Annotated in this window: 27 protein-coding genes and 1 tRNA gene; 12 read left to right on the top strand and 16 right to left on the bottom strand. The window is 64.3% G+C overall.

Annotated features, from left to right (window positions below; genetic code table 11):
* The first annotated feature begins 95 nt into the window (after window positions 1–95).
* From rpsK to MUU56_RS02085, 4 genes are all read left to right on the top strand, one after another.
* On the top strand, window positions 96–485 hold the full coding sequence (gene rpsK, locus MUU56_RS02100) for a 30S ribosomal protein S11 (RefSeq protein WP_023513823.1): 390 nt from the start codon (window positions 96–98) through the stop codon (window positions 483–485).
* A 103-nt stretch (window positions 486–588) separates the two neighbouring features.
* Window positions 589–1,599: a DNA-directed RNA polymerase subunit alpha gene (locus tag MUU56_RS02095; protein WP_064329868.1), complete on the top strand. Its 1,011-nt coding sequence runs from the start codon at window positions 589–591 to the stop codon at window positions 1,597–1,599.
* A gap of 45 nt (window positions 1,600–1,644) precedes the next feature.
* Entirely contained in the window at window positions 1,645–2,070 is a 426-nt protein-coding gene (gene rplQ / locus MUU56_RS02090) for a 50S ribosomal protein L17 (RefSeq protein ID WP_244765681.1), read from the top strand.
* 161 nt (window positions 2,071–2,231) lie between these two features.
* Entirely contained in the window at window positions 2,232–3,428 is a 1,197-nt protein-coding gene (locus tag MUU56_RS02085; RefSeq protein WP_244765680.1) for a GGDEF domain-containing protein, read from the top strand.
* Window positions 3,429–3,582: 154 nt separating this feature from the next.
* Here the strand turns inward: MUU56_RS02085 and msrQ are convergent, their stop codons facing one another.
* Complete coding sequence (gene msrQ / locus MUU56_RS02080; protein ID WP_244765679.1) at window positions 3,583–4,239, bottom strand: protein-methionine-sulfoxide reductase heme-binding subunit MsrQ; 657 nt, start codon at window positions 4,237–4,239, stop codon at window positions 3,583–3,585.
* Entirely contained in the window at window positions 4,239–5,180 is a 942-nt protein-coding gene (gene msrP / locus MUU56_RS02075; RefSeq protein ID WP_244765678.1) for a protein-methionine-sulfoxide reductase catalytic subunit MsrP, read from the bottom strand. Before msrP ends, msrQ begins: the two co-directional genes overlap by 1 nt.
* A 269-nt stretch (window positions 5,181–5,449) precedes the next feature.
* Here msrP and MUU56_RS02070 point away from each other — a divergent pair, with 269 nt between their 5' ends.
* Together MUU56_RS02070 and MUU56_RS02065 are read left to right on the top strand one after the other, a co-directional pair.
* On the top strand, window positions 5,450–6,787 hold the full coding sequence (locus tag MUU56_RS02070) for a DegQ family serine endoprotease (RefSeq protein WP_398430728.1): 1,338 nt from the start codon (window positions 5,450–5,452) through the stop codon (window positions 6,785–6,787).
* Window positions 6,784–8,091 (top strand): replication-associated recombination protein A, encoded by a 1,308-nt coding sequence (locus MUU56_RS02065; protein WP_244765676.1) that lies wholly within the window; start codon window positions 6,784–6,786, stop codon window positions 8,089–8,091. Before MUU56_RS02070 ends, MUU56_RS02065 begins: the two co-directional genes overlap by 4 nt.
* Before the next feature lie 15 nt (window positions 8,092–8,106).
* Here the strand turns inward: MUU56_RS02065 and MUU56_RS02060 are convergent, their stop codons facing one another.
* A complete protein-coding gene (locus tag MUU56_RS02060) occupies window positions 8,107–8,424 on the bottom strand; it encodes a DUF1883 domain-containing protein (RefSeq protein ID WP_244765675.1) in 318 nt (105 codons plus the stop codon).
* A 265-nt stretch (window positions 8,425–8,689) separates the two neighbouring features.
* Between MUU56_RS02060 and MUU56_RS02055 the strand changes: the two genes are divergently transcribed.
* A complete protein-coding gene (locus MUU56_RS02055) occupies window positions 8,690–9,634 on the top strand; it encodes an alpha/beta fold hydrolase (protein WP_244765674.1) in 945 nt (314 codons plus the stop codon).
* 110 nt (window positions 9,635–9,744) lie between these two features.
* Here MUU56_RS02055 and MUU56_RS02050 read toward each other — a convergent pair whose 3' ends face one another.
* The 4 genes from MUU56_RS02050 to MUU56_RS02035 form a co-directional block, all read right to left on the bottom strand.
* The gene (locus MUU56_RS02050) at window positions 9,745–9,921 is read right to left on the bottom strand and encodes a hypothetical protein (protein WP_244765673.1); all 177 of its coding nucleotides are present in this window, start codon (window positions 9,919–9,921) and stop codon (window positions 9,745–9,747) included.
* Between the two features lie 99 nt (window positions 9,922–10,020).
* Window positions 10,021–10,659: an alpha/beta hydrolase family protein gene (locus tag MUU56_RS02045; RefSeq protein ID WP_244765672.1), complete on the bottom strand. Its 639-nt coding sequence runs from the start codon at window positions 10,657–10,659 to the stop codon at window positions 10,021–10,023.
* A 50-nt stretch (window positions 10,660–10,709) separates the two neighbouring features.
* The gene (locus tag MUU56_RS02040) at window positions 10,710–10,880 is read right to left on the bottom strand and encodes a hypothetical protein (protein ID WP_244765671.1); all 171 of its coding nucleotides are present in this window, start codon (window positions 10,878–10,880) and stop codon (window positions 10,710–10,712) included.
* Between the two features lie 64 nt (window positions 10,881–10,944).
* Entirely contained in the window at window positions 10,945–11,937 is a 993-nt protein-coding gene (locus MUU56_RS02035) for an endonuclease/exonuclease/phosphatase family protein (protein WP_244765670.1), read from the bottom strand.
* A 479-nt stretch (window positions 11,938–12,416) separates the two neighbouring features.
* Here MUU56_RS02035 and MUU56_RS02030 point away from each other — a divergent pair, with 479 nt between their 5' ends.
* Window positions 12,417–12,647 (top strand): hypothetical protein, encoded by a 231-nt coding sequence (locus tag MUU56_RS02030; RefSeq protein WP_244765669.1) that lies wholly within the window; start codon window positions 12,417–12,419, stop codon window positions 12,645–12,647.
* A 44-nt stretch (window positions 12,648–12,691) separates the two neighbouring features.
* Here the strand turns inward: MUU56_RS02030 and MUU56_RS02025 are convergent, their stop codons facing one another.
* Complete coding sequence (locus MUU56_RS02025) at window positions 12,692–13,357, bottom strand: hypothetical protein (protein ID WP_244765668.1); 666 nt, start codon at window positions 13,355–13,357, stop codon at window positions 12,692–12,694.
* A gap of 255 nt (window positions 13,358–13,612) precedes the next feature.
* Window positions 13,613–17,431, bottom strand: coding sequence for a vitamin B12-dependent ribonucleotide reductase (locus tag MUU56_RS02020; RefSeq protein WP_244765667.1), 3,819 nt, complete (start codon window positions 17,429–17,431; stop codon window positions 13,613–13,615).
* On the opposite strand from MUU56_RS02020, the gene MUU56_RS02015 reads away from it, so the two are divergent.
* The gene (locus MUU56_RS02015) at window positions 17,424–17,834 is read left to right on the top strand and encodes a hypothetical protein (RefSeq protein WP_244765666.1); all 411 of its coding nucleotides are present in this window, start codon (window positions 17,424–17,426) and stop codon (window positions 17,832–17,834) included. The two genes, MUU56_RS02020 and MUU56_RS02015, sit on opposite strands and share 8 nt — an antisense overlap.
* Before the next feature lie 222 nt (window positions 17,835–18,056).
* On the opposite strand, the gene MUU56_RS02010 is transcribed toward MUU56_RS02015, so the two are convergent.
* The 4 genes from MUU56_RS02010 to MUU56_RS01995 all read right to left on the bottom strand — a co-directional run bounded on the left by MUU56_RS02010 (window position 18,057) and on the right by MUU56_RS01995 (window position 21,101).
* The gene (locus tag MUU56_RS02010) at window positions 18,057–18,638 is read right to left on the bottom strand and encodes a hypothetical protein (protein ID WP_244765665.1); all 582 of its coding nucleotides are present in this window, start codon (window positions 18,636–18,638) and stop codon (window positions 18,057–18,059) included.
* A gap of 179 nt (window positions 18,639–18,817) precedes the next feature.
* Window positions 18,818–19,315: a xanthine phosphoribosyltransferase gene (gpt, locus tag MUU56_RS02005; RefSeq protein ID WP_064329880.1), complete on the bottom strand. Its 498-nt coding sequence runs from the start codon at window positions 19,313–19,315 to the stop codon at window positions 18,818–18,820.
* 122 nt (window positions 19,316–19,437) lie between these two features.
* Window positions 19,438–20,280 (bottom strand): universal stress protein, encoded by an 843-nt coding sequence (locus tag MUU56_RS02000; protein WP_244765664.1) that lies wholly within the window; start codon window positions 20,278–20,280, stop codon window positions 19,438–19,440.
* A gap of 65 nt (window positions 20,281–20,345) precedes the next feature.
* Window positions 20,346–21,101, bottom strand: coding sequence for a competence/damage-inducible protein A (locus MUU56_RS01995; RefSeq protein WP_244765663.1), 756 nt, complete (start codon window positions 21,099–21,101; stop codon window positions 20,346–20,348).
* 171 nt (window positions 21,102–21,272) lie between these two features.
* On the opposite strand from MUU56_RS01995, the gene wrbA reads away from it, so the two are divergent.
* The 3 genes from wrbA to MUU56_RS01980 all read left to right on the top strand — a co-directional run bounded on the left by wrbA (window position 21,273) and on the right by MUU56_RS01980 (window position 23,257).
* The gene (gene wrbA / locus MUU56_RS01990) at window positions 21,273–21,872 is read left to right on the top strand and encodes an NAD(P)H:quinone oxidoreductase type IV (protein WP_244765662.1); all 600 of its coding nucleotides are present in this window, start codon (window positions 21,273–21,275) and stop codon (window positions 21,870–21,872) included.
* 227 nt (window positions 21,873–22,099) lie between these two features.
* A tRNA-Leu gene (locus MUU56_RS01985) sits at window positions 22,100–22,184 on the top strand.
* Window positions 22,185–22,453: 269 nt separating this feature from the next.
* The gene (locus MUU56_RS01980; RefSeq protein WP_244765661.1) at window positions 22,454–23,257 is read left to right on the top strand and encodes a hypothetical protein; all 804 of its coding nucleotides are present in this window, start codon (window positions 22,454–22,456) and stop codon (window positions 23,255–23,257) included.
* A gap of 72 nt (window positions 23,258–23,329) precedes the next feature.
* Here MUU56_RS01980 and MUU56_RS01975 read toward each other — a convergent pair whose 3' ends face one another.
* The 3 genes from MUU56_RS01975 to MUU56_RS01965 form a co-directional block, all read right to left on the bottom strand.
* A complete protein-coding gene (locus MUU56_RS01975; protein ID WP_244765660.1) occupies window positions 23,330–24,337 on the bottom strand; it encodes an inorganic phosphate transporter in 1,008 nt (335 codons plus the stop codon).
* Window positions 24,337–24,981 (bottom strand): DUF47 domain-containing protein, encoded by a 645-nt coding sequence (locus MUU56_RS01970; RefSeq protein ID WP_244765659.1) that lies wholly within the window; start codon window positions 24,979–24,981, stop codon window positions 24,337–24,339. Before MUU56_RS01970 ends, MUU56_RS01975 begins: the two co-directional genes overlap by 1 nt.
* 115 nt (window positions 24,982–25,096) lie before the next feature.
* Window positions 25,097–25,675 (bottom strand): hypothetical protein, encoded by a 579-nt coding sequence (locus tag MUU56_RS01965; protein WP_244765658.1) that lies wholly within the window; start codon window positions 25,673–25,675, stop codon window positions 25,097–25,099.
* Window positions 25,676–25,694 lie beyond the last annotated feature (19 nt).

The raw sequence follows: 25,694 nt of genomic DNA, 5'->3' as shown, positions 1-25,694 counted from the left end.
GGCGCATCTGCAAATACTGTTCAGGGCAGGGTTTCACCCGGCCCGGTGGAGCCGCTGGAATTACGGCGGTGTCGAGATCAACGAAAGGACTATCCATGGCCAAGGAAGCCGCACGCGTCCGCCGTCGCGAACGCAAGAACATCACCTCGGGTGTTGCTCACGTCAATTCTTCGTTCAACAACACGATGATCACCATCACCGACGCACAGGGCAACGCGATTGCCTGGTCGTCGGCCGGTGCGAAGGGCTTCAAGGGTTCGCGCAAGTCGACCCCGTTCGCCGCCCAGATCGCTGCCGAAGACTGCGCCAAGAAGGCCCAGGAACACGGCATGAAGTCGCTGGAAGTCGAAGTCTGCGGTCCGGGTTCCGGCCGTGAATCGGCTCTGCGCGCCCTCCAGGCTGCCGGCTTCATGATCACGTCGATCCGCGACGTGACCCCGATCCCGCACAACGGTTGCCGCCCGCGCAAGAAGCGCCGCGTCTGATCATCGCATTCGAACTCTCGCGGAAGCCGGTTTCCGGCTTTCGCGGAACTTCAGGGCTCGGCCGTCACGATTGGATGGTGGCGGCGAACGGAAGGCAAAACATATGATCCAGAAAAACTGGCAGGAACTGATCAAGCCGAACAAGGTCGAGTTCACCTCCTCCGGCCGCACCAAGGCAAGCCTTGTTGCCGAGCCGCTGGAGCGTGGCTTCGGCCTGACCCTCGGCAACGCGCTGCGTCGCGTTCTCCTGTCGTCGCTGCGCGGTGCGGCTGTCACCGCCGTGCAGATCGACGGCGTGCTGCACGAGTTCTCGTCCATCCCGGGTGTCCGGGAAGATGTGACCGACATCGTGCTCAACATCAAGGAAATCGCCATCAAGATGGATGGCGATGATTCCAAGCGCATGGTCGTGCGCAAGCAGGGCCCGGGCGTCGTGACGGCTGGCGACATCCAGACGGTCGGCGACATCGAGATCCTGAACCCCAACCATGTCATCTGCACCCTCGACGAGGGCGCGGAGATCCGCATGGAGTTCACGGTCAACAACGGCAAGGGCTATGTCCCGGCCGACCGCAACCGCTCCGAAGACGCGCCGATCGGCCTCATCCCGGTCGACAGCCTGTATTCGCCGGTCAAGAAAGTGTCCTACAAGGTGGAAAACACCCGTGAAGGCCAGGTTCTCGACTACGACAAGCTGACGATGACCATCGAGACCGACGGTTCCGTCACGGGCGAAGATGCGATCGCGTTCGCGGCCCGCATCCTCCAGGACCAGCTCTCGGTCTTCGTCAACTTCGACGAGCCGCAGAAGGAAGCCGAAGAGGAATCGGTCACGGAACTGGCGTTCAACCCGGCGCTCCTCAAGAAGGTCGACGAACTGGAACTTTCGGTCCGTTCGGCGAACTGCCTGAAGAACGACAACATCGTCTATATCGGCGATCTCATTCAGAAGACCGAAGCCGAAATGCTTCGCACTCCGAATTTTGGTCGCAAGTCGCTGAACGAAATCAAGGAAGTTCTCGCTTCCATGGGCCTGCACCTCGGCATGGAAGTGCCGGCCTGGCCGCCCGAGAACATCGAAGATCTCGCCAAGCGCTACGAAGACCAGTATTAACCCATCAAACGGCAGGCGACTGCCTGCATGTGAAGGAGAACCGAGATGCGCCACCAGAATTCGGGTCGCAAACTCAACCGTACCGCCAGCCACCGCAAGGCGATGTTCGCCAACATGGCTGCCTCGCTCATTCAGCATGAGCAGATCGTAACCACGCTGCCGAAGGCGAAGGAAATTCGCCCGATCGTCGAAAAGCTCGTCACCCTCGGCAAGCGCGGCGACCTGCACGCTCGCCGCCAGGCGATCTCGCAGATCCGCGACGTTGCCGTTGTCGGCAAGCTGTTCGACGCGATCGCGACGCGCTATGCCAGCCGTAATGGTGGCTACCTGCGCATCATGAAGGCTGGCTACCGTCATGGCGACAACGCCCCGCTCGCCGTCATCGAGTTCGTCGACCGCGACGTCGACGCCAAGGGCGCAGCCGACAAGGCCCGCGTTGCCGCCGAGGCGGACGCTGCCGAAGCCGCCTGATCGAACGAGCGTCCCGACCGGACGTCTTGAAGCCGGACGCGAAAGCGTCCGGCTTTTTCTTTGCGGAAATGGCGCCCGCAAGGATTTGGAAACCATGTCGCTAGGGATTGTCTTTAGCCCCGGGGCTTAAAGTCCCGGCCGAGTTTAATCGAGTTTGGGCGATGGCCGAGAATTTCGCATTCCTGCTGCCGGTGGTTCTCACCCTGTTCGGCGTGGCGTTTCTCATCGTCGCGCGCTTCGGCAACCGTGCCGCCCTGTTCTGGGGCAGCGGTTATCTCTGTGCGGCCCTCGGTTTCCTCGCGCCGCTTCTGCAGGCCGTTGCGCCGGTGCCTCTTGTCGCGATGACGGCGGATGCCGCGTTCCTCAGCGCCTTCCTCCTCTACAGCCAGGGCCTTTCCACCCATTTCGACGCGTCGCGGCATCTCGCCCTTCGTCTCGGCATCGCCGCCGTCGCCTATGGCATCATCGCCTACGCGGTCTTCGTCGCGCAAAGCCTGCGCTTCGAGCTCTTCGTCAGCGATATCGCCTGCAGCCTGCTGCTGCTGGTTGCCCTGCTGTCCTCCTGGCGCCGGTCGGGCACCTGGGTCGATCGCGCGCTGCTCGGCGCCGTCGTCTTCGTGATGCTGGAGACGACCCTGCGCACGATCGTCTTCTTCGTCATGGCGGGCAGCCTCGCCATGGACGCCTTCATCGGCTCGTCCTACGCCTTCGTCATGCAGATCACGGCGACGATCGGCGCTTTGCTCCTGGCCCTGACGGCGCTTGCCTCCGTGGCGCTGCGGATCGTCGAAGGGCACCGCAAGGCGGCGGCGGAGGATCCGCTGACGGGCCTTCTCAACCGTCGCGGTTTCGAGCAGCGCCTCGGCGAGCATGCGGCGAAAACCGAAGCGGCCATCATCGTTGCCGATATCGACTGGTTCAAGGCGATCAACGACCGCTTCGGGCACGCCGCCGGAGACGAGGCCATTCGCGAGGTGGCCACCCTCCTGCGCACGCTCGCCTGGCCCGGCGTCGCGGTCGCGCGCTTCGGCGGGGAGGAGTTCATCGCCTATCTGCCGAACTGCCGGCTGCAGGACGCCCATATGCTCGCGAACACCTTGCGTCTCGCCCTGTCGGAACGCGATCTCGGCCGCATCGGCATCGATCGCCCGATCACCGCAAGTTTCGGGGTGGCGGTCACGGCCGCCGGAGATCACACCATCCATGACGCGATCAGCCGCGCGGACCGGCTGCTCTACCTTGCCAAGAGCAATGGCCGGAACCGCGTCGTCAGCAACGCGGCCGATGTCCCGCTGCCGGCAGGGGCGAAGCTCTTCGTGGTGAAGGACGAGACGAGCGGTCCCGGCCGCGCCTCCTAGAGCATTTCCAGCAAAAGTGCAAAGCGGTTTTGCGTCCGGAAATGCGGTAAAACAAAGGGTTAGAGCGTTTTCAGCCGAAGCGAAGTCGCTTCGGCGTCGGATAATGCGGTAAAAGCAGGAATCCAGAGCATTTCCTGCAAGAGTGCGAAACGCCTCAGGCCGAGCGTTCCTGTCCGCGAAACGCGGAGGCCCGCGGCTTTCCTCTTCCGCCGCCCCGGATCAGCGGCCGCGCCAGCCGATAGAGGAGAAGCAGCGCCACAAGCCCGATATAGGTCCACGGCTCCAGCCCCACGACCTTCACCGACATGGCGAAATGCAGCGCGCCGGCGGCGGCGATGACGTAGACCAGCCGATGTAGCTTCACCCAGCGCATGCCGAGCCTGCGGATCGACCAGGCATTGGAGGTCAGCGCCAGCGGAATGAGCAGCACGAAGGCGGCCATGCCGATGGTGATGAAGGGCCGCTTGGCGATGTCGACCAGGATCGCCGAAAAATTCAGGTACTGATCGAGCAGCATGTAGGTGAGGAAGTGCATCAGCACGTACCAGAACGCCAGCAGCCCGAGCGCGCGGCGATAGCGCACCCAGTTGATGGCGAAGAGGTCGCGGATCGGCGTGACGGCGAGCGTGGCGATGAGGAACCGCAGCGCCCAGAGGCCGAGCAGGTGCTCGAATTCCTTGACCGGGTTGCCGGGCAGGCGGCCCGTGGCGCCGAGCCAGAAACCCCAGGCCGCCGGCACGAGGCCGAGGGCGTAGAGCAGCCAGATCGAGGCCGCGTGGTATTTGCGCGGAAGGGTCGGCAGGCACGCCATCAGTAGTTCGCCCTGAGGTCCATGCCGCTGTAGAGACCGGCGACCTCCTCGGCATAGCCGTTGAAGGGCAGGGTCGGCCGACGGTTGGCGCCGAAGAAGCCGCCTTCGCCGATACGGTTCTCGCTCGCCTGGCTCCAGCGCGGATGATCGACCTCCGGGTTCACATTGGCGTAGAAGCCGTACTCGTTCGGCGCGGCGAGATTCCAGGTGGAGGGCGGCTGCTTGTCGGTGAGCGTGATCTTCACGATCGACTTGATGCCCTTGAAGCCGTATTTCCACGGCACGACGAGGCGGATCGGCGCGCCGTTCTGGTTCGGCAGCGTCTTGCCGTAGACGCCGACGGAGAGGATCGTCAGCGGATGGCGCGCCTCGTCGAGCCTGAGGCCCTCGACATAGGGCCAGGGCAGGGACTGGAAATAGCCGGACTGGCCGGGCATCTCCTCCGGCCTGACGACGGTTTCGAAGGCGACATATCGTGCGTCGCCCAGCGGTTCCACCTTGTCGAGCAGCGCGGAAAGCGGAAAGCCGATCCAGGGGATGACCATCGACCAGGCCTCCACGCAGCGCATGCGGTAGACCCGCTCTTCCAGCGGCAGGGCCATCAGCTCTTCCAGCCCGAATTCCTTCGGCTTGCCGACAAGCCCGTCGACCTTCACCGTCCAGGGCGTCGGCTTGAATTTTTCCGAATTGGCGATCGGATCGCCCTTGCCCATGCCGAACTCGTAGAAATTGTTGTAGCTGGTCACGTCCTTTTCGGGCGTCAGCGCCTCGTCCACCGCGTAGGGCGATTTCGATGCCTTCAGGGCTTCGGCGGAAGCGGGCATGCCCGACGCCAGAAGCGCTCCACCGGCCGCGGCCGCCAGAAACGAACGGCGCGCGAGGAAACAGTGTTCCGGCGTGATCTGCGAAGCGGGAATGCGGGGCGGGCGGTAGAGAGACATGGCGGGGCTCGATCTTTTCGGTTGTTTCCCTGGTACCTACGTAAACGCGGCGGATGTTGTTTCAACGGCGGCGAAAGATTTGTGGCGACCACATTTTCGTGCGCGCCGCGTGAGATCGCCGCAATCGGCGCCTCCTCCACAATTTGCCTTTTTTCCCGCGAGATCCTATCTGATCGTGACGCAGAAACGAAGGAGACTCGTCCATGCCGAACGTCCGCATCCTGCTTGCCGCCCCGCTTGCCGTTGCTCTCGCCTTTGCGGCGCCCGCAATGGCCGAGGAGCGCACCGTGCCGCAATCGCGCACGGAAATGCAGCTCTCCTTCGCGCCGCTGGTCAAGCAGGTCGAGAACGCCGTGGTCAATGTCTATGCCGAGCGCGTCGTCGAGCGCCGCTCGATCTTCGACGGCGACCCCTTCTTCGAGGAGTTTTTCGGCCAGCGCATGCCGAACCGCAGCGAAAAGCAGTCCTCGCTCGGCTCGGGCGTCATCGTCGGCGCCAAGGGCATCGTGGTGACGAACAACCATGTCATCGAGGGCGCGAGCGACATCAAGGTCGCGCTGGCGGATGGCCGCGAATATGAAAGCACCGTGGTGCTGAAGGACGAGCGCGTCGACCTTGCCGTGCTGAAGATCAAGGCGGATGCGGATTTCACGGCCCTGCCGCTCGGCGACAGCGACGCGGTCGAGGTCGGCGACCTCGTGCTCGCCATCGGCAATCCGTTCGGCGTCGGCCAGACGGTGACGAGCGGCATCGTCTCGGCGCTTGCCCGCAACCAGGTCCGTTCCGGGGATTTCGGCTTCTTCATCCAGACGGACGCCTCGATCAATCCCGGCAATTCCGGCGGCGGCCTCATCAACATGAACGGCGAGCTGATCGGCATCAACACCGCGATCTTCTCGCGCGGCGGCGGCTCGAACGGCGTCGGCTTCGCCATCCCGGCCAACCTGGTGAAGACCTTCGTCGCCAGCGCCGAAAACGGCAGCGCCACCTTCGACCGCCCGTTCATCGGCGCCACCTTCGATGCGGTGACCTCGGAGGTCGCCGAAGCGCTCGGCCTGGATCGCGCCCGCGGCGCGCTCATCTCGCAGGTGCAGGCCGGCAGTCCGGCGGAAAAGGCCGGCATGAAGCCCGGGCAGGTCGTCACCGCCGTCAACGGCGTTCCCGTCGAGCATCCCGACGCCCTCGGCTATCGCCTCACCACCGTGGGCATCGGCGGCACGGCGCGCATCACCGTCATTGCCAATGGCAAGGAAGAGGACCTGACGCTCTCGCTCGACCGCGCGCCCGAGACCACGCCGCGCGACGAGCGGCTGATCGAAGGCCGCAATCCCTTCTCCGGCGCGGTCGTCGCCAACCTCTCGCCGCGCGTGGCGGAGGAACTGCGCATGCCGACCAACCGCACCACGGCCGGCGTCGTCGTCACCGAGGTCAATCGCGGCTCGCCGGCGGCGCGCATCGGCCTCCAGCCGCGCGATATCATCATCGCGCTCAACGGCACCGAGGTCGCCTCGACCGAAAGCCTCGCCTCGCTCGTCAACGAGGACCCGTCCATCTGGCGCGTCGAGATCGAGCGTGACGGCCAGCGCATCCGCCAGTTCTTCCGATGAGCGACCTCTTCGCCCCGCGTGAACCGGAGGAGATGGCGGCAAAGCGGCCGCTGGCCGATCGCCTGCGCCCCCGCACGCTGGGCGAAGTGTCCGGCCAGGAGCACCTGACGGGTCCCGACGGCGTGCTCTCGCGCATGATCGAGGCCGGCTCGCTCGGCTCGATGATCTTCTGGGGCCCGCCCGGCACGGGCAAGACGACGGTGGCGCGCCTCCTGTCCGGCGAAACGGGGCTCGCCTTCGAACAGATCTCGGCGATCTTCTCCGGCGTCGCCGATCTCAAGAAGGTGTTCGAGGCCGCGCGCCAGCGCCGCATGGGTGGCCGGCAGACGCTGCTCTTCGTCGACGAGATCCATCGTTTCAACCGCGCCCAGCAGGACAGTTTCCTGCCGGTCATGGAGGACGGCACGATCGTGCTCGTCGGCGCGACGACGGAGAACCCGTCCTTCGAGCTCAATGCCGCGCTTCTCTCCCGCGCCCGCGTGCTCACCTTCAAGCCGCATGACGAACAGAGCCTCGAGGAGCTTCTGAAGCGTGCCGAGGCGATCGAGGAAAAACCGCTGCCGCTCGACGAAGAGGCGCGCGCCTCGCTGCTGCGCATGGCCGATGGCGACGGGCGGGCGGTGCTGACGCTTGCCGAGGAGGTGTGGCGTGCTGCGCGCGCCGGCGAGACCTTCGGTCAGGACGATCTCTTCCGCATCGTGCAGCGCCGGGCCCCCGTCTACGACAAGTCGCAGGACGGCCACTACAATCTCATCTCCGCGCTGCACAAGTCCGTGCGCGGCTCCGATCCCGATGCGGCGCTCTATTATCTCACCCGCATGCTGGATGCCGGCGAAGACCCGCTGTTCCTCTGCCGGCGCATGGTGCGCATGGCGGTGGAGGACATCGGCCTTGCAGATCCGCAGGCGCTCGTCGTCTGCAATGCCGCCAAGGATGCCTACGATTTCCTCGGCTCGCCGGAGGGGGAACTGGCGCTGGCGCAGGCCTGCGTCTATCTCGCCACCGCGCCGAAATCGAACGCCGTCTATACCGCCTACAAATCCGCGATGCGCGCGGCAAAGGAAAACGGCTCGCTGCTGCCGCCGAAGCACATCCTCAATGCGCCGACGAAGCTGATGAAGGGCGAAGGCTACGGCGACGGCTATCGCTACGACCACGACATGCCGGACGCCTTTTCCGGGCAGGATTATTTCCCGGAGAAGATGGGGCGGAAAACCTTCTACGATCCGCCCGAGCGCGGCTTCGAGCGGGAGCTGAAGAAGCGGCTGGAATGGTGGGCGAAGCTGCGCCGGGAGCGGGGCTGAGGCCCGCCGCGCCCGTCAGGAGGCGGCGCTGAAGCGCTGCACGGGCTTCTGCGGGGCGGCTGGCACGATCCTGATCGACGATTCGGCCTTGCCGGGATGCCCCTCCATGTCGACCACCACATGCCAGTGGCCGTTTTCCGGGATTTTCAGCCGGATCGGCGACTGCTTGGCGACGCCGCCGAGGAACTTGTGCTGGCGGGCATTCTTGAAGAGATCGAAATTGCCGTGGCTCATCAGCCGCACATTGGCGATGGCCGAGAGCGTGATCTCGATGACCGTACCGGCGCGCTGCATGTCGAGGTCGTAGTGCGTGTAGGAGAAGCTGTGTGCCATCGTCTTCCCGGATATATCTGGTTCGGCGCTAATATTCGCATGGCCGGGTTAATGTTCCCTTCCGCGCCGACCGAACGGCCCGATCGGAAATAGAACAGGTTTTTCAAACCGTTGCCGCCGAAAGCGGATTCAATCCGGCAGGAACCTGAATCCAGCTGGCAGGCGTCTGCCGAAAATTTCACGAACCCTGTCGGAGCGGCGCGCTCCGCCGCGTCCTTGGTGCATGAAGCCGGCGGGCCGCCGGCCGGAACCGAGGAGACGGACCATGCCGAAGCTGACCATCATCACCCTCCTGACCGCCGCCCTTGCCGCCTTCGCCCCCCTTTCGGCGCAGGCGGAGGATGTGGCCGAGAACCCGTTGCAGGGCGAGGCCGGCAAGCCGGACAAGGCGGGACACCTGACGGTGAACGGCATCGACTACTATTACGAGATCCGCGGCAAGGGCGAGCCGCTGCTCCTGCTGCATGGCGGCCTCGGCCAGATCGAGATGTTCGGCGCCAACCTCAAGACGCTGCAGGACAACCGCCAGGTGATCGGCGTCGACTTGCAGGGGCATGGCCGCACGCTGCTCGGCACGCGGCCGATCGACATTGCCGCCATCGGCGCCGACATGGCCGAGCTCGTGGAGGAACTGGGCTACGACCAGGTCGACGTGCTCGGCTATTCCTTCGGCGGCGGCGTGGCGCTGCACATGGCCGCCGGCGCGCCGGACAAGGTGCGCCGCCTCGTCATCGCCTCGGCGCCCTTCGCCAGGAACGGCTTCTTCCCGGAAATGCTGCCGCAGCAGGAAGCGGTCTCCGGAGCCATGGCGGAGATGATGAAGGAGACGCCGATGTACAAGTCCTATGCCGCCGTCGCGCCGGATGTTTCCGAATTCCCGAAGCTGCTCGACGCGATGGGCGCGGCGATGCGCGTCGATTACGACGCCTCCGATGCGGTGGCAAAGCTCTCCATGCCCGTCATGCTGATCTTCGGCGACAGCGACATGATCCGCCCGGAACATATCGTCGAATTCTACCAGAAGCTCGGCGGCGGGCTGAGGGATGCCGGCTGGATGCGGGAGAACATGGCGAAGAACCGTCTCGCCATCCTGCCGGGCCTCACCCACTACGAGACCTTTGCAGCCCCCGCACTCGTCAGCACGGCCCTGCCGTTCCTCGATGGCGAATCCGGTGCGCAAAGCTGGGCCGGGCAGGTGAGCGGCGAATAATCGAAAAGGAGAAGCCCGGATGCATGGGAGAGCATCCGGGCTTCGTCGCGTCCGTGAGGCCGTCTGCCAGCGGCGGCCACGCTTCGATCGACCCCTGATCGGGGCGCCGGCTAGTGGCAGACGCGGACGCGTTTGATGATCAGGTTGCCGTAGTAGTCGTAGCTCTTGATCTTCTTGACGAAGCAGGCGGGCTGGTAGCCGTAGCTGTAATAGCCGGCCTGCGACGGCGCGGCGAAGGAGGCGGCGGCGGTGAAGGCGATGGCGGCGGCAAGGATGAGATTGCGCATGTCGAAGTCCCCTCTGGTTCGGTCGGGATGGTTCGTTCCATCCAGTGACCGAACCTTCGCATGGGACGGTTTCAGGCGCTGTTCCGCATGGAACAGGGGTCAGCCGAGGCCTGCCGCCCAGGCCTTCACGGTGTGGGCCATGGTGGCGAGGTGGTCGGCGGCGGTAAAGCCGGAAACGCTCTTGCGCGGCTTGAGGTCATGGTCGCCGTCTTCCAGCCACAGGAAGCGGATGCGCTCCGGCAGTCCGTAGCCGGGCACCTCGTCCTTCGTGCCGAAGGGATCGCGCGTACCCTGGCAGATGAGGCTTGGCGTTGCGAGCGCCATGAGGTGGGCCGTGCGCAGCTGCGCCGGCTTTTCCGGCGGGTGGAACGGATAGCCGAGGCAAAGCAGGCCGGCGATGCGGCCTTCTGCAAGAAGCCCGTCGGCCACCATGCTGGCGACACGGCCGCCCATCGACTTGCCGCCGATGACGAGCCGCCCCGTGGCGGCGAGATCCGCGACGGCCGCGCGAAATTCGGGATTCAGCGTCTCGGCCCTGGGCGGCGGGCGGCGGCTGCCTTCGGTGCGCCGGGCGGCCATGTAGGAGAATTCGAAGCGCGCGACGCGCAGGCCCTCCGCCGCCAGGGCATCCGCTGCCGCGTTCATGGCTGGCGAATCCATCGGCGCGCCGCTGCCATGGGCAAGAAGCAGGGTGACGGCGGCATCGTCCGGGCCGGTGAAAAGGAATGCGGTGCTCATCGCCGGTCAGGCCGTTCGCGGCAAGGGCCGGGCATGCGCCGCATCGCTGCTCACTTGGCGTGATCCTTCACCTCGCCGGGAGCGATCGGGTCGCTCGCCGGAAAGGTCTCTTCCAGCGCCTCCTCCAGATAGTCGTCCTGCTCGGCTTCGGCCGACTTCCGCTTCTGCCGGGCGCGTTCCTCCTCGAGCGACGCTTTGGGGCTGTCCTTTTCCGTCGGCATGATCGTCTCCCTCGAAATGGCTTCGCCCCCTAAGATAGGGTGTTTTTCCTCAGGGGCGAGGGGGTCAGGTTTCCGGCAGCGCCAGTTCGGCGATGACGGGCAGATGGTTCGAGCCGAAATTCGGACCGACGCGGCGTGCCCGCACGGAAATATCCGGCGAGACGACGATATGGTCGATCGAGGCGCCGATATAGGCGACCGTGTCGAGTTTCTGGCTGAACCGCGTGACCGGCTGCAGCCAGCCGCCCGCGGTGGAGGCAAGGCCCGCCTGCTTGAGGAAGGCACGGAAGAAGGGCGACCAGGTCGGCGTGTTCCAGTCGCCCGCGACGATGACCGGCGCCGTCTCGAGGTCGCCGCGCACCGCGTCGGCGGCCGCCGAGAGATAGGCATTGCGATCGTGCCACTGCCAGAGCCGGCGCGGCGTTTCGGGATGGAAGGCGTAGAGGAAGAGCGGCTTGCCGCGCATGTCCAGTTCCAGGCGGAGCGGCTGCTTGTAGGCGCGCTCCTCGGTGAAGGCGCGCTTCAATTCGGTCTGCGAGCGGATCGGCAGGACGGAGAAGACCTTGATGGCATCGCGCTCGCGCACATCCGAATTGCTTTCATAGGCATAGAGGCCGGCGGCGGAAAGCGCCTCCTCCCAGCGCTTCGTCGTCTCCTGCAGGATGACGATATCGGGTTTTTCCTGGCGCAGCATCGCGATGAAGACGGCAGGATCCTGCGCATTCCGGACGAAGAGATTGGCGGTCAGCACCTTCAGGCCGCCTGCGGCGGCGGAGGCGCGGGCGGTCGGCACATCGGCCGCCGGGATCAGGGCGACCGCAAGGCCGGCCCCCGCAATCACGATCGCCTTCAGGCGCCGCGTCACCAGGGCGGCCACGACGAGCAGGGCGCCGGTGGCGATGATGTAGGGCCAGGCGAAGGTGAGAAGATCGACGAGCCAGAACCGGTCGGCGGCGAGCACGACGATGCTGACGGCGAAGAGATAGGCAATGACGCCCGGCAGGACGAGGACGCGGTAGGCAAGGGCGATCGGCCCCTTGAGCGGCGCTATCGGCATCGACTGTTCCTTCTGCATCACGGGACGGGCAGGTCGATTCCCGCAATGGGAGGCTTGCATGTAACCCGCCCTTTCCCGCATCGCAATGACATCGTGCCTGGCCCGCGGGTTCGCGGGAGGGATTGGCCGTCTTGAAATGATTTTCCGCCCTTTGCGCCTTTCGGCCTCACGTTTGGCATGGCTTTCCAGGGAGCTGCTTGCTCGAAAACAATCGCGGGCATAGGTCTGCGTCGAAACGGGAGGGGCCATGAACATCGTCGAGACACCGGACATGTGGGTGCTGTGCATGCGGCGCCGCCTTCGCATTCCCGAGATCAGGCAGGCGGCGGCGCAGCTTGCGCCGATCATCGAGGGGGCGGTCGGCGACTATGGGCTGACCGTCGCCGGCCCCTGGATCTTCATTGCTCATGGCCTGCCGAAGGACGGCAGGACGCCGTTCGACTGGCAGATCTGCCGGCCCGTGGAGGGTCCGGAGGAATATGGAGGCACGTGTGGAACTGCGCCATCTCGAACCCACCATCGTTGCCTCGCGGGTCCATCAAGGTTCGCTGCGCACGCTCTTCACCCAGGGCTATGCGCCGCTGGTCGCGGAGATCAAACTGTCGCGGCACGTCTTCTCCGGCGAAAGCCGCGAGGTCTATCATGGCTGGAACGGACCGGGCGCGGCCTGTCATCACCAATCGAAAAGCAAGGCCAGGCAGGATAGGTGATGAGCCAGTCCGCCTTACAATTTAACCGTCCATAGCGAATCGGTTCACGGGGTCGGGGTGTCCGGCGCGTCCCCTTCGACCGCCCCCGGTAAGCCAAACTCAAGCCGTGCATTTGCAAACTCTAGATCAAGCACCTCAAGCAATTTCTCGCCGAACGCTGCCGTTTCCTTGTTCGCGTCAGACCATCTGAACAGACGCCCGTCCTGCAACGACAGCACAGCAAAGTCATCGGGACGGCCTTCCAGCGGATGACGATTCGCTACCATGCAAAGAGACGCATTCACCAGGCGGGCGCTCAACGCTTGACGTGTGTTCCAAAGGTGGACCGCCGTGCGACGGCCGTTCAGCTCGATGAGGAAGTTCGGCGTAAACTCACCCTTGAAAAGCCCCTTGGGACTACTGAATAGAAAACTCTCGCAGGCGGAGAGGTCGCCGAGGTTCCTCTGTCTCCATTCAAAGAATTGGCGAAGGCCGCGAATGGCCGACTCACGCTCGGCCTTTTTTCCGATCTCAGTCGTCGACGCTAACGCTTCCTGAAGACCGAGGTTTTCGAACGCGATTCGCTGAACGCGTTGGCGGAGGCTTTTGTGAAAATCATATCCGCCAGTGCTCGGACGAAAACGATCACGGACAAGGCGTTTCTGTGGTTTGGGATTGGAATTGATCAATTTCAAAAAAGCGGAAAATCCGAACTTAGGTATCTGGCGCATGTTGCTGAATTCCTATGGTCTAATGATCTGAAGTGACTCCCTCATCCCTGCCTGCCTTTTTTGTTTTGTGGTCCCGGACAGCGCTAAGTTGCCCGGGACATTTGCGTTATCTGATCCGGTGAATCAGTCGGCTTCTCGACCGTCGCGCCGCATCAAAACCCTGTTGGCCGTTTTTTCCTTCGAAACTGGCCAATTTCGTCACGGATTGGCCAGAATTGCCTTCGGTTTCTCATGTCCTGTGGCGAAGGGCGGCGGTCAGCTGCAGCCGCTCGTCGAGCCGCAGGTGTCGCACTTCTCGCAGGTGCCGTTGCGCACCATGGTAAAGTTCTGGCACTCGGAGCACATGTTGCCCGTGTAGCCCTGCGCGATGGAGCGCATGCGGCGCTCGTTCTCCAGCTTCTTGGCGTCGGCCTTGGCGCTGGCGGCTTCGGCGGCGGCCTTGTCGGAGAAGAGGGCGGTCACGCCTTCGGGCGTCTCCTCGGCTGCCTCGTCCGCCACTTCTTCCGCGAATTCGGCGGCGCGTTCCTCGTAGTCGCGCTTGAAGGCGACGATTTCGGAGGGGGAGATCGCCGTCACCGGCTCGATCTTGCGGGCCGCGCTGCCGGCGAACGAGGTGATGTTGCTGACGGACGAAGCCTTGGCCGGGGCGGCGGTGGCGGCGCCCTTGGGCTCTGCGAGCGGGCGATCGCCAGCCTGGCCGCCCTGGATGAGCGTCGGCTTGTGGCCGCGCGTCCAGCCGGTCGAGATCAGGTTCGTCTTGCCTTCCTGGATGCCCTTGCCGAGCGCCGTGTTGGAGAAATCGGACGTATCGACATGGGCAAGGTCGTGGCGGCCGAGATAGGAGACGGCAAGCTCGCGGAAGACATAGTCGAGGATCGACGTCGCGTTCTTGATGGCGTCGTTGCCCTGCACCATGCCGGCCGGCTCGAACTTGGTGAAGGTGAAGGCCTCCACATATTCCTCCAGCGGCACGCCGTACTGCAGGCCGAGCGAGATGGCGATGGCGAAGTTGTTCATCATCGCGCGGAAGGCGGCGCCTTCCTTGTGCATGTCGATGAAGATCTCGCCGAGGCGGCCGTCGCCGAATTCGCCGGTGCGCAGATAGACCTTGTGCCCGCCGATGACGGCCTTCTGGGTGTAGCCCTGGCGGCGGTTCGGCAGTTTCTCACGGTCGCGGACGACACGCTCGATGATCTTCTCGACGATCTTCTCCGTCACCGTGACGGCCTGGGCGGCGGCAGGCGCGGCGGCCAGCGCCTCGACCGCATCGTCCTCGTCTTCCGCGTCCTCGATCAGCGAGGCGTTGAGCGGCTGGGAGAGCTTCGAGCCGTCGCGGTAGAGGGCGTTGGCCTTCAGCGCGAGCTTCCAGGAGAGCATGTAGGCGTTCTTGCAGTCCTCGACGGTCGCCTCGTTCGGCATGTTGATCGTCTTGGAGATGGCGCCCGAGATGAACGGCTGGGCGGCGGCCATCATGCGGATGTGGCTTTCGACCGAAAGGTAGCGCTTGCCGATCTTGCCGCAGGGATTGGCGCAATCGAAGACCGCCAGATGCTCGGCCTTGAGGAAGGGGGCGCCTTCCAGCGTCATCGCACCGCAGACATGGATGTTGGCGGCCTCGATCTCCTTCTTCGTGAAGCCGATATGCTCCAAGAGGTTGAAGGACATGTCGGCGAGCTGTTCGTCCGAGACCTTCAGTACGTCCTTCAGGAAGTCGGCGCCGAGCGTCCACTGGTTGAAGGCGAACTTGATGTCGAAGGCGGATTTGAGGCCCGCATTGACGGCCTCGATCTTGTCGTCCGGGAAGCCCTTGGCCTTCAGCGCGCCGGGGTTGACGGCGGGCGCCTGGTTGAAGTTGCCGTGGCCGACGGCATAGGCCTCGATTTCGGCGATCTGGCTTTCCGAATAGCCGAGCGTGCGCAAAGCTTCGGGAACGGCACGGTTGATGATCTTGAAGTAGCCGCCGCCGGCGAGCTTCTTGAACTTCACCAGCGCGAAGTCGGGCTCGATGCCGGTCGTGTCGCAGTCCATGACGAGGCCGATCGTGCCGGTCGGCGCGATCACGGTCGTCTGGGCGTTGCGGTAGCCGTGCTTCTCGCCGAGCGCGACGGCCTTGTCCCAGGCGGCGACGGCATGGGAGACGAGCGCCTCATCCGAGCAATCGGCATGGATGAGGGCGACCGGATTGACCGAAAGGGCCTCGTAGCCGACGGTCTCGCCGTAGGCGGCGCGGCGATGGTTGCGCATGACGCGCAGCATGTTCTCGCGGTTCGGCGCGAAGTTCGGGAACGGGCCGAGCTCGCCGGCCATCTCGGCCGAGGTCGCATAGGCGACACCGGTCATGATGGCGGTCAGGGCGCCGGCGATGGCGCGGCCTTCAGCCGAATCGTACGGAATGCCGGAGGACATCAGCAGGCCGCCGATATTGGCATAGCCGAGGCCGAGCGTGCGGTACTCGTAGGAGAGTTCGGCGATCTGGCGCGAGGGGAACTGCGCCATCATCACGGAGACTTCGAGCACGATGGTCCACAGGCGGACGGCGTGTTCGTAGTCGGCGATGTTGATCTTCTTCGTCGCCGCGTCCTTGAACTGGAGAAGGTTCAGCGAGGCGAGGTTGCAGGCCGTGTCGTCGAGGAACATGTATTCCGAGCACGGGTTCGACGCACGGATCGGGCCGGCAGCCGGGCAGGTGTGCCAGTCGTTCATCGTCGTGTTGAAGTGCAGGCCCGGATCGGCCGAGGCCCAGGCGGCGTAGGAGATCGATTCCCACAGGTCCCGCGCCTTCAGCGTCTTCATCACCTTGCCGTCCTTGCGGGCGGTGAGGTTCCAGTCCCCGTCAGTCTCGACGGCGCGCAGGAAGTCGTCCTTCAGCGAGACGGAGTTGTTGGAGTTCTGGCCGGAGACGGTGAGATAGGCCTCCGAATCCCAGTCCGTGTCGTAGGTCTTGAACTCGATGTCCTTGTAGCCCTGCCTGGCGAACTGGATGACGCGCTTGATGTAGCTTTCCGGAACCTGGTCCTTCTTGGCGGCGCGGATCTCGCGCTTGAGGGCCGGGTTTTCCGCCGGGTCGTAGCACTGGTCGCCATCGGCCGAGCAATTGATGCAGGCCTTCATGATGGCCTTGAGGTGCTTGGCGACGATCTTCGAGCCGGTGACGAGGGCCGCCACCTTCTGCTCTTCCTTGACCTTCCAGTTGATGTAGTCCTCGATATCCGGATGGTCGATGTCGACCACGACCATCTTGGCCGCGCGGCGCGTCGTGCCGCCGGACTTGATGGCGCCGGCCGCGCGGTCGCCGATCTTCAGGAAGCTCATCAGGCCCGAGGAACGGCCGCCGCCCGAAAGCCTTTCGCCTTCGCCGCGCAGGTGCGAGAAGTTGGAACCGGTGCCGGAGCCGTACTTGAAGAGGCGCGCCTCACGCACCCACAGGTCCATGATGCCGTTCTCGTTGACGAGGTCGTCCTCGACGGACTGGATGAAGCAGGCGTGCGGCTGGGGATGCTCGTAGGCGGACTTGGACTTCGTCAGCTTGCCGGTGAAGGGGTCGACATAGAAATGGCCCTGGCCGGGGCCGTCGATGCCATAGGCCCAGTGCAGGCCCGTGTTGAACCACTGCGGCGAGTTCGGGGCGACGCGCTGGGTGGCGAGCATATAGGCGAGTTCGTCCTTGAAGGCGGCAGCGTCTTCCTCGGAAGCGAAATACTTGCCCTTCCAGCCCCAGTAGGTCCAGGTGCCGGCGAGGCGGTCGAAGACCTGGCGGGCGTCGGTTTCCGAACCGTAGCGCTCACCCTCGGGGAGCGCCTTCAGGGCTTCGGTGTCGGGAACGGAGCGCCACAGGAAGGAGGGGACGTCGTTCTCCTCGACCTTCTTCAGGCGCGCGGGCACGCCGGCCTTGCGGAAATACTTCTGGGCGAGGATGTCCGCCGCGACCTGGGAGAACTGGGCCGGCACGTCGATATCGGCGAGGCGGAAGACGATGGAGCCGTCCGGGTTCTTGATCTCGCTCACGGCCTTGCGGAATTCGATCTCCGCATAGGCCGACTGGCCGGGTTTGGTGAAACGACGTTCTATGCGCATTGTCCGTTGTCCTTCGCTGCCGCATCCTGCCTTAAAAAACAGGGCGCAAATTATCCCCGTCCGGCCGCAACTGCTTGCAGCCAGCCCAAATCGTCCAGTCCGTGCGGGAAAGCCGATCAATCTCGACTTCCTGTATCTTGTGCTGAGTTTGGCTGCAAATACTAAATATAGTATCAACAGCTTCTTTTTTCCAGCCCAATCGGATGCGGTGGCGTTTCAGGAAAACGAGCGCGAAAAAACCCCTGCGGCGAGCGGATCATCCACCCGGCCACATGCGCATCAAACGCGATTTCGTGATGAGAACCGACCTCGTAACATTACGGTCCAGTCGCCGCCGCAACTTGAATTCATTAACCTCATCTGGCCGATTCCCGTCAAGGGTTGGTTTGTGATGGAAGTTTGAACGCTACATCTTGTGCCTGCCGGCTGTGGAAAATGGGGACATCGCCGGACGCCTGAAAAATCAGCGGGTTCGGGGCAAAAGAAAAGACGGCGAAGCATGCGGCTGTGGAAAAGCGAAAAAAATAACAGGTGAATTCCCGGGGTCTTTTCCACCCCCGACATCCGGGAATAGCCATCCGGACGAAGTTGTGAACCGTGGATAAAGTGATTCTCTGCCGTAGCGTCAAAGCGCGTCGAGATTGACGCCGATGGTGATGGCGCCGATGACGGCGCCGGTCGCCGGGTCGCGGATCGGCAGGCTTGCCTGCGACTGCATGAGCTGGGTGGACTCGTCGCGCTCCGCCTCCTCGATATGGAGCGCACCCGCGCCGAAACTCTTCTGCCATTTCGTCTCGTCGCCCTGCCAGTAATCGGAGGTGACGTCGCTCTGGCCGACATTGAGGCCGCGATTGTCCATGACGAAGATTTCGGTGATCAGGCCGTCCGCCGCGCGTTGCCGGCCCTTGAGGTAGAGGGAGAGCGGATTGGAGAGCTGCGCCTCGATCATCGGCCGGTCGGCGCTGGAAAGCTCGCTGCGCCAGCGGGCGTCGAGATCGTCGATCTCCGCCTGGCTGAGCCCGGCATGGGCGGCGTTCTGGGCGATGACGGCGTTGAGGATCGCGGGTTCGTCCAGCCAGGGGCGCACGGCGGCGTCGATGAATTCGGTGACTGCGGTGATGCGCACGTCCGGCTGTCCGCCGGCCGTTCCGCAGAAGAACAGCGCGCCGACGAGGGTCGCCGCGAATGCCGGCCTTGCATAACGCATCTGTGCCCATGCCTCCCGTCACCGTTGGTACACGGTGAACACAAGCACTATCCTTTGCGCGAATTGCGGAAAGATTAAGCCGGCGGGCGCGGTCCCGCATCCACCGGCTATCGGAAAAAGAAAAATCGGATCAGTATGTTGCGATGCAACATTGAAGACATTTCTCGCCGCCGGCAGGCTCAGCCGCGCGTGCCCTTGGCGATCGGCTCCTGGTAGGTGAAGCCCATGTCCCAGGGGAAATAGATCCAGGTGTCCTGGCTGACCTCGGTGACGAAGGTATCGACCAGCGGGCGGCCCTTCGGCTTGGCATAGACGGCGGCGAAATGCGCCTTCGGCAGCATGGCGCGCACCTCGGCGGCGGTCTTGCCGGTATCCGTCAGGTCGTCGACGATGAGGATGCCTTCGCCGCCTTCCTTGCTGAGCTCTTCCGAGATGCCCTTCAGGACATGCATTTCGCCCTGCGAGACATAGTCGTGGTAGGAGGCCACACAGACGGTCTCGATGACGCGGATGTTCAGCTCGCGCGAGACGATCGCCGCCGGCACGAGGCCGCCGCGGGTGATGCAGACGATCGCCCGCCATTCGCGCCCGCCATCCGCCAGCCGCCAGGCAAGCGCGCGCGCGTCGCGATGAAACTGGTCCCAGGATACGGGGAAGGCTTTGTCGGGCAGCGACATGACGGGCTCCTGATAGGCGGAAAAAAGAAGATTCCTTCTCCCTAACGCAGTTCGGCCCCCATGAAAATCATCGCCCGGCCGCAGAAGCCGGGCGATCCACAGCGAAGTCGCCGGGGCAGGGCCTACCGCGACATCAGCGTCGGCACGCGGGCATGGCGCATCATGGCGCTGGTGACGCCGCCGAAGAGGCGCTGGCGCAGCCGCGAATGGCTGTAGGCGCCCATGACGATGAGGCCGGCATCGATGTCCGTCGCGCGCCGGTTCAGCACCTCGGCCACCGAATGGCCGTCGGAGGCGCCGGAGGCGACCGTGGTTTTGACGCCGTGGCGGGCGAGCGTTGCCGCAAGCTCCGCGCCGCAGAAATCGCGCGACTGCATGGCGTTTTCCGGCGGGTCGACGGTGAAGATCTCGACCTCCTTCGCGCCCGTCAGGAAGGGCAGGGCGTCGAAGGCGGCGCGGGCCGCTTCGCGTGAGCCGTTCCAGGCGAGCAGCACGCGTTCGATCGGCGCGGGACCGGCCGGGGCGTTGGAGACGAGGTAGACCGGGCGGCCGCTTTCGTAGAGCAGGTCTTCGATGTCCTCGCGCGCCGGGCCGTCGAGATCGGGGTCGAACTGGCCGGCAATGACGATGTCGGCGCCGCGGGCACTGTCGATGACGCCGGCCGAGGCATAACCGGCGGTGCCGGTGAAGAGGCGCCATTCATAGGAGATGTCGTCGCGTTCGCAGCGCGACTTGAAGGCCTGCTCGACCTCGCGCGACTGGCGCTGGGCGCGCTCCTGCAGGTCGAGCACGGCGTTCGGGTCGGGATATTCCATCGGCGCGATCAGCGTGACCACGACCGGCGCTTCCGCATGGATGCCGATGACATGGCCGCCGGTGCTGCGCGCAAGCGCGAGCGCATGGTCCGTCACCTTGCCGGCGTCCTCGGCGGCGCTCAGCACCGCCACGATGGTCTTGTAGGTCATTTCGGCCTCCTGTTCTGGGTCCCTGGAAGCATGCGCCTGCCGGTGTCGCCAAACCTTGATCGGGATCAAGACGCGGCCTTGGCCGCGGCGATTTCGGCAATCATCTGAAGTATATCACGTTCGGCCGCTTCCGCCGGAGCGTCTTCGCGGCTGCGGATGACGATTTCCGTCGAAAAGCGGTTCTCGCTGAAGCGCGGATAGGAGCCGATGCTGGTTTCCGGGTGCTTCTTCTGGATCCCCGCCAGCGCGCTGCCGATGTCGCCCTCGCCGAAGGGCGAGGCGACGGAGCGAGAGAGCATCGGCACGCCGCCTTCAAGCTTCGGCACGACGGTGCCGAGCATGGCGGTGAAGACCTGCGGCACGCCGGCCATGACATAGACATTGCCGATGTGGAAGCCCGGTGCCGTCGAGACGGCGTTCTCGATATGGACGGCGCCTTCGGGCATGCGCGCCATGCGCTGGCGCGCCGCGTTGAACTCCACGCCGCGGCGCTCGTACATCGCGCCGAGCAGCTGCATGGCGAGCGGATCGTAGAGGCAGGGCACGCCGAAGGCCTTCGAGACGGCATCCGCCGTGATGTCGTCATGGGTCGGGCCGATGCCGCCGGAGGTGAAGACATAGGTATGGCGCGCGCGCAACGCATTCAGCGCCTCGACGATCGCGTCCTCGTCGTCGCCGACGATGCGCACCTCCTTGAGATCGATGCCGGCGAGGAAGAGCACGTCGGCAAGCTGGCCGATATTCTTGTCCTTGGTGCGCCCGGAGAGCAGTTCGTCGCCGATGGCGAGCATGGCGGCGGTGGCGATGGGACGGGAACTCATGGGCGCTCTCTGAAGTTCGGACAGAAATGCCGACCGGAAGGAACGGCATTGTCAATGACGGGTGAACAGTCTGTCGACCGGGCGGCCGCTGGGGGACCGCCACCCCGAAGTGCTACATCCAACGAGACGCCGCGATCAAGCGGAAAGGCATCATCGAAACAGGAGACGACGATGGCAAACGTACTGGTTCTTTACTACTCGGCCTATGGCCATATCGAAGCCATGGCCTATGCAGTGGCGGAAGGCGTGAAGTCGGCCGGGGCCGAGGTGACCGTCAAGCGTGTTCCGGAGCTGGTGCCGGAAGAGGTGGCGAAGGCCTCGCATTTCAAGCTCGACCAGAAGGCCGAGATCGCCACCGTCGACGAGCTGGCCAGCTACGATGCCATCATCGTCGGCGCCGGCACGCGCTTCGGCACGGTCGCCTCGCAGATGCGCAACTTCTGGGACCAGACGGGCAGCCTCTGGGCGCAGGGCAAGCTGGTCGGCAAGGTCGGCTCGGTCTTCACCTCCTCGGCCACCCAGCACGGCGGCCAGGAATCGACCATCCTCGGCTTCATCCCGACGCTGCTGCATCACGGCCTCGTCGTCGCCGGCCTGCCTTATGCCTTCCAGGGCCAGATGGGCGTCGAAGCCGTCAAGGGCGGCTCGCCCTACGGCGCCTCGACGATCACCGACGGCGACGGGTCGCGCCAGCCGTCCGAAGTCGAACTGGACGCCGCCCGCTTCCAGGGCGCCCATGTCGCCAGGATCGCGGCCAAGCTTTCGGCCTGACGTTCTCCTGAAACGTCGCCGAACAGAGCGGCGCGGCCTGCATAAGGCCGCGCCGCTTTTCGTACCCGCCCGCAAACCGCGCGAAATGCGGGTATCCGTATCCGGTTCCTCGATCGTCCGACATCCGAAGGTCCGGCTTCACCACTCTCTTTCCGAGATGGGAAAGGCCGGAGATTTCCGGGACGCCCTATTGACGAACCTCCTCGACTTTCCGAAAAGCGGGGCACGCGGGCGTGGCGAAACTGGTAGACGCAAGGGACTTAAAATCCCTCGGCCTTGGCTGTGCGGGTTCGATCCCCGCCGCCCGCACCATGCGGCACCAACGGGGTGTCGCAAGTCCCTTGTGCCGGTGATTCGCAGCCGGCCGGCGAAAGGACAGAGCGGCGCGGGTTGCGTGGCTCCTGCGGTCGGAAACCGTCGTTTTTCTGCCGATGCCAGGGCGGACTGTGCCGGTCTTGCAACACAGTTGCCTCCTTCGGCGCCGAAGAGGCGCAATCTATAGGCGAAGTCTTGCCAGGTAAAAGAACTTTCGCTTTTTTAGCGCCCAATGTTTCAATGTGGAGCACCATTGGGGGGCGTAGATGAAATTTCCGAAATACCTGACGAAGGCCTATCTCCAGAAGACCTACGGTTCGCTCAGCGGCGTCGGTGATTTTACGGTTACGCTGACCAAGTTCAGCAAGACCGCCACGACCCTGAAGGCCACCGTTGAAGTCGACAGCAGCTTCGGCGACAGCAAGACCGACATCCTGATGAAGGTCGGCAAGACCACGACGAGCCTGAGCCTGAAGATCGAGGCCGAGGGCTATAGCAGCAAGCTGGCCTATTCCACGGCGCAGACGAAGGCCGGCCTTACCATCAAGGCGACCTACACCGACAGCTTCAATACGAAGATGAACTACAGCCTCAACCTCGAGAAGGATGGGGATTTCAGCAAGTTCAAGCTGGTTTACGCCCTCGGCACCGAAAAGATGACCATCACCTCGACGAAGATTTCCGGCGATGTGGTGACGTTCAAGGCGGTGGACGGTGACGGTGACGTGATCGGCACGGCCAAGATCAACCTCAAGGCCTTCGGCAGCTATTACGACAAATCCGACAAGTATCTCTTCGATTCGTCGAAGACGGCCGAACTCTTCAGCAAGATCCAGCTCAAGTTCACCAGCGTGAAGAAGGCGGGCGAGCCGGCGGACGACGATCACAGCGGCGCCGACGCCTTCGTCTTCAAGAAGATGGCGGCTCCCGACGGCGACCACGACACGGCCGCCTTCGCCGCCCGTCCCTTTGCCATCGAGGATGCCTCGGATGCGGCGGGCGCCGATGCGTTCCACTTCGCAGCGGCGCACGATCTGGGCCAGCCGGTCCACGCATCTGATCTTTTCTGATCGGCGATTGAAAACGGCATGACCGGAACGGCGGGAGCGACAACGCTTCCGCCGTTTCCGTTTGGGCTCGCCTCAGCCGGTGACGGCGTTGATGGTGAGGAAGAAGAGGGCGGAGATCGCGGCGGCGGACGGCAGCGTGATGATCCAGGCCCAGACGATGTTGCCGGCGATGCCCCAGCGCACGGCAGTGACGCGGCGCGCGGCGCCGACACCGATGATCGCGCCGGTGATCGTGTGCGTGGTCGAGACCGGGATGCCGAGCCAGGTGGCGGCGAAGAGGGTGATCGCCCCGCCCGTCTCCGCGCAGAACCCCTGCATCGGGTTGAGGCGGGTGATCTTGGAGCCCATCGTATGGACGATGCGCCAGCCGCCCATCAGGGTGCCCAGCGCCATCGCCGCCTGGCAGGTGATGACCACCCAGAAGGGCACATGGAACTCGTTGCCGAGATAGCCCTGCGAGAACAGCAGGACGGCGATGATGCCCATGGTCTTCTGCGCGTCGTTGCCGCCATGGCCGAGCGAATAGAGCGAGGCCGAGATGAACTGCATGACGCGGAAAGTGCGGTCGACGGCGAACGGCGTCTGGCGCACGAAGAGCCAGGAGACCGTGAGCACGAGGATGAGGGCCAGCAGGAAGCCGATGGCGGGCGACAGGAAGATGGCGCTCGCCGTCTTGATGAGGCCGCTCCAGACGACCGCGTCGAAGCCTGTCTTGGCAAGGCCCGCGCCCACGAGGCCGCCGATGAGGGCGTGCGAGGAGGAGGAGGGGATGCCGAAGATCCAGGTGACGACGTTCCAGATGATCGCGCCCATCAGCGCCGCGAAGATGACGAGCGGGCTGACGATGCCAGGATCGATAATGCCCTTGCCGAGCGTCTCGGCGACATGCAGGCCGAAGAACAGGAAGGCAATGAAGTTGAAGAACGCCGCCCACATGACGGCATATTGCGGGCGCAGCACGCGCGTCGAGACGATCGTGGCGATCGAGTTCGCCGCATCGTGCAGGCCGTTCAGGAAATCGAACAGCAGCGCGATGCCGACGAGGCCGACGAGCAGCGGAAAGGCGAGGGTGGCGTCCATCAGACGTTCTCGATCACGATACCGCTGATTTCATTGGCGACGTCCTCGAAGCGGTCGACGACCTTCTCGAGCTCGCCATAGATCTCGCTGCCGATGATATAGGCCATCGGGTCGGTCTTGCCGTATTGCCTGAAGAGGTCCTTGAGGCCCTGGTCGTGCAGCTCGTCCGAGCGGCCCTCGACGCGGGTGACCTCCTCGGCGATCGTGCTGAGGCGGCCGGCATGCACGCCCACCTTGTCGAGCAGCGGAATGGCCTCGGCGATAAGATGGGCGGCCTTGACGACCGCCTCGCCCATTTCCTGCATGCCGGGCTGGAAGCTCGTCTGCTCGTAGAGGCGGATGGTCTTGACCGTCTTGTGCATCATGTCGATGGCGTCGTCCATCGACTGGATCAGGTCCTTGATGTCGCCACGGTCGAAGGGCGTGATGAAGCTGCGGCGCACGGCGAGCAGCACCTCGCGGGTGATGTCGTCGGCCTTGTCTTCCAGTTCGACGATGCGGTTGCAGTGTCTTTCCATGTCCGGCCCGCCGGCAAGGAGCGACTGCAGGGCTTCGGCAGCGCCGACGACGGTGCGGGAATGCTGCTCGAAGAGATCGAAGAAACGGTCCTCGCGCGGCATGAGTTTGCGAAACAGCGAAAGCATGGGTGCCCCTTACGTGGCTGGGGTTGTCATGCGGCTGTCATAATTGACCGTCAATCCTCTGGAAAGCGCCGATTCCGGCTTGTCACAATTCTCTGCGTGCCTGTGGAAAAGTCGATCAGGGAACGATCTTGAAGGGCTGCTCGCTGATCGCGACCGCGCCGCTTGCGGCATCGCGAAAGCGGTAGCGCAGCACATAGTCGCCGACCGGCGGGCCGCTGAGATTGAGCGTCAGCTTGGCGAAGACCTCCTGGTTGCGCACGCTGCCCTTGAAGTCGAACGAGCCGAAGGCCTTCTGCTCAGCGAGCACCGTGCCCTTCGGATCGAGCAGCTCCAGGTCGACGGTGAAATGCGATTCGAGCAGGCCTCCGTCGGCCGGCCGCCAGGTGAGGCCGACCGGCTCGACATAGGAGATCAGCGCCTCGCCGGCCTTGAAGCTGGCTTCCGGCCGCACCGCATACATGCCGTAGCCCTCCGGCGCGGCCGAAACGAAGACGGCCTTGCCGATCGAGAAGGGCAGGGTGGCTGCGAAGGCCCCGAAGGCATCGCGGATCGTGTTGTGCGCGCCGACCGTGTCGCCGGCCGCGGCCTGTTCCTCCGCTTTCTTCGCCGCATCCGCGAGGGGACCGGCAAGGGCGAGCGTGGGTGCGAGCGCGGCAACAAAGGTCATGCGCAACAGGGACTTCGACACGAACATTCCGTCTTCCTCCAGCCGG

The sequence above is a fragment of the Shinella yambaruensis genome (assembly GCF_022899355.1).
GTDB lineage: Bacteria > Pseudomonadota > Alphaproteobacteria > Rhizobiales > Rhizobiaceae > Shinella > Shinella yambaruensis.
This window is presented reverse-complemented; position numbering and strand designations above follow the sequence as displayed.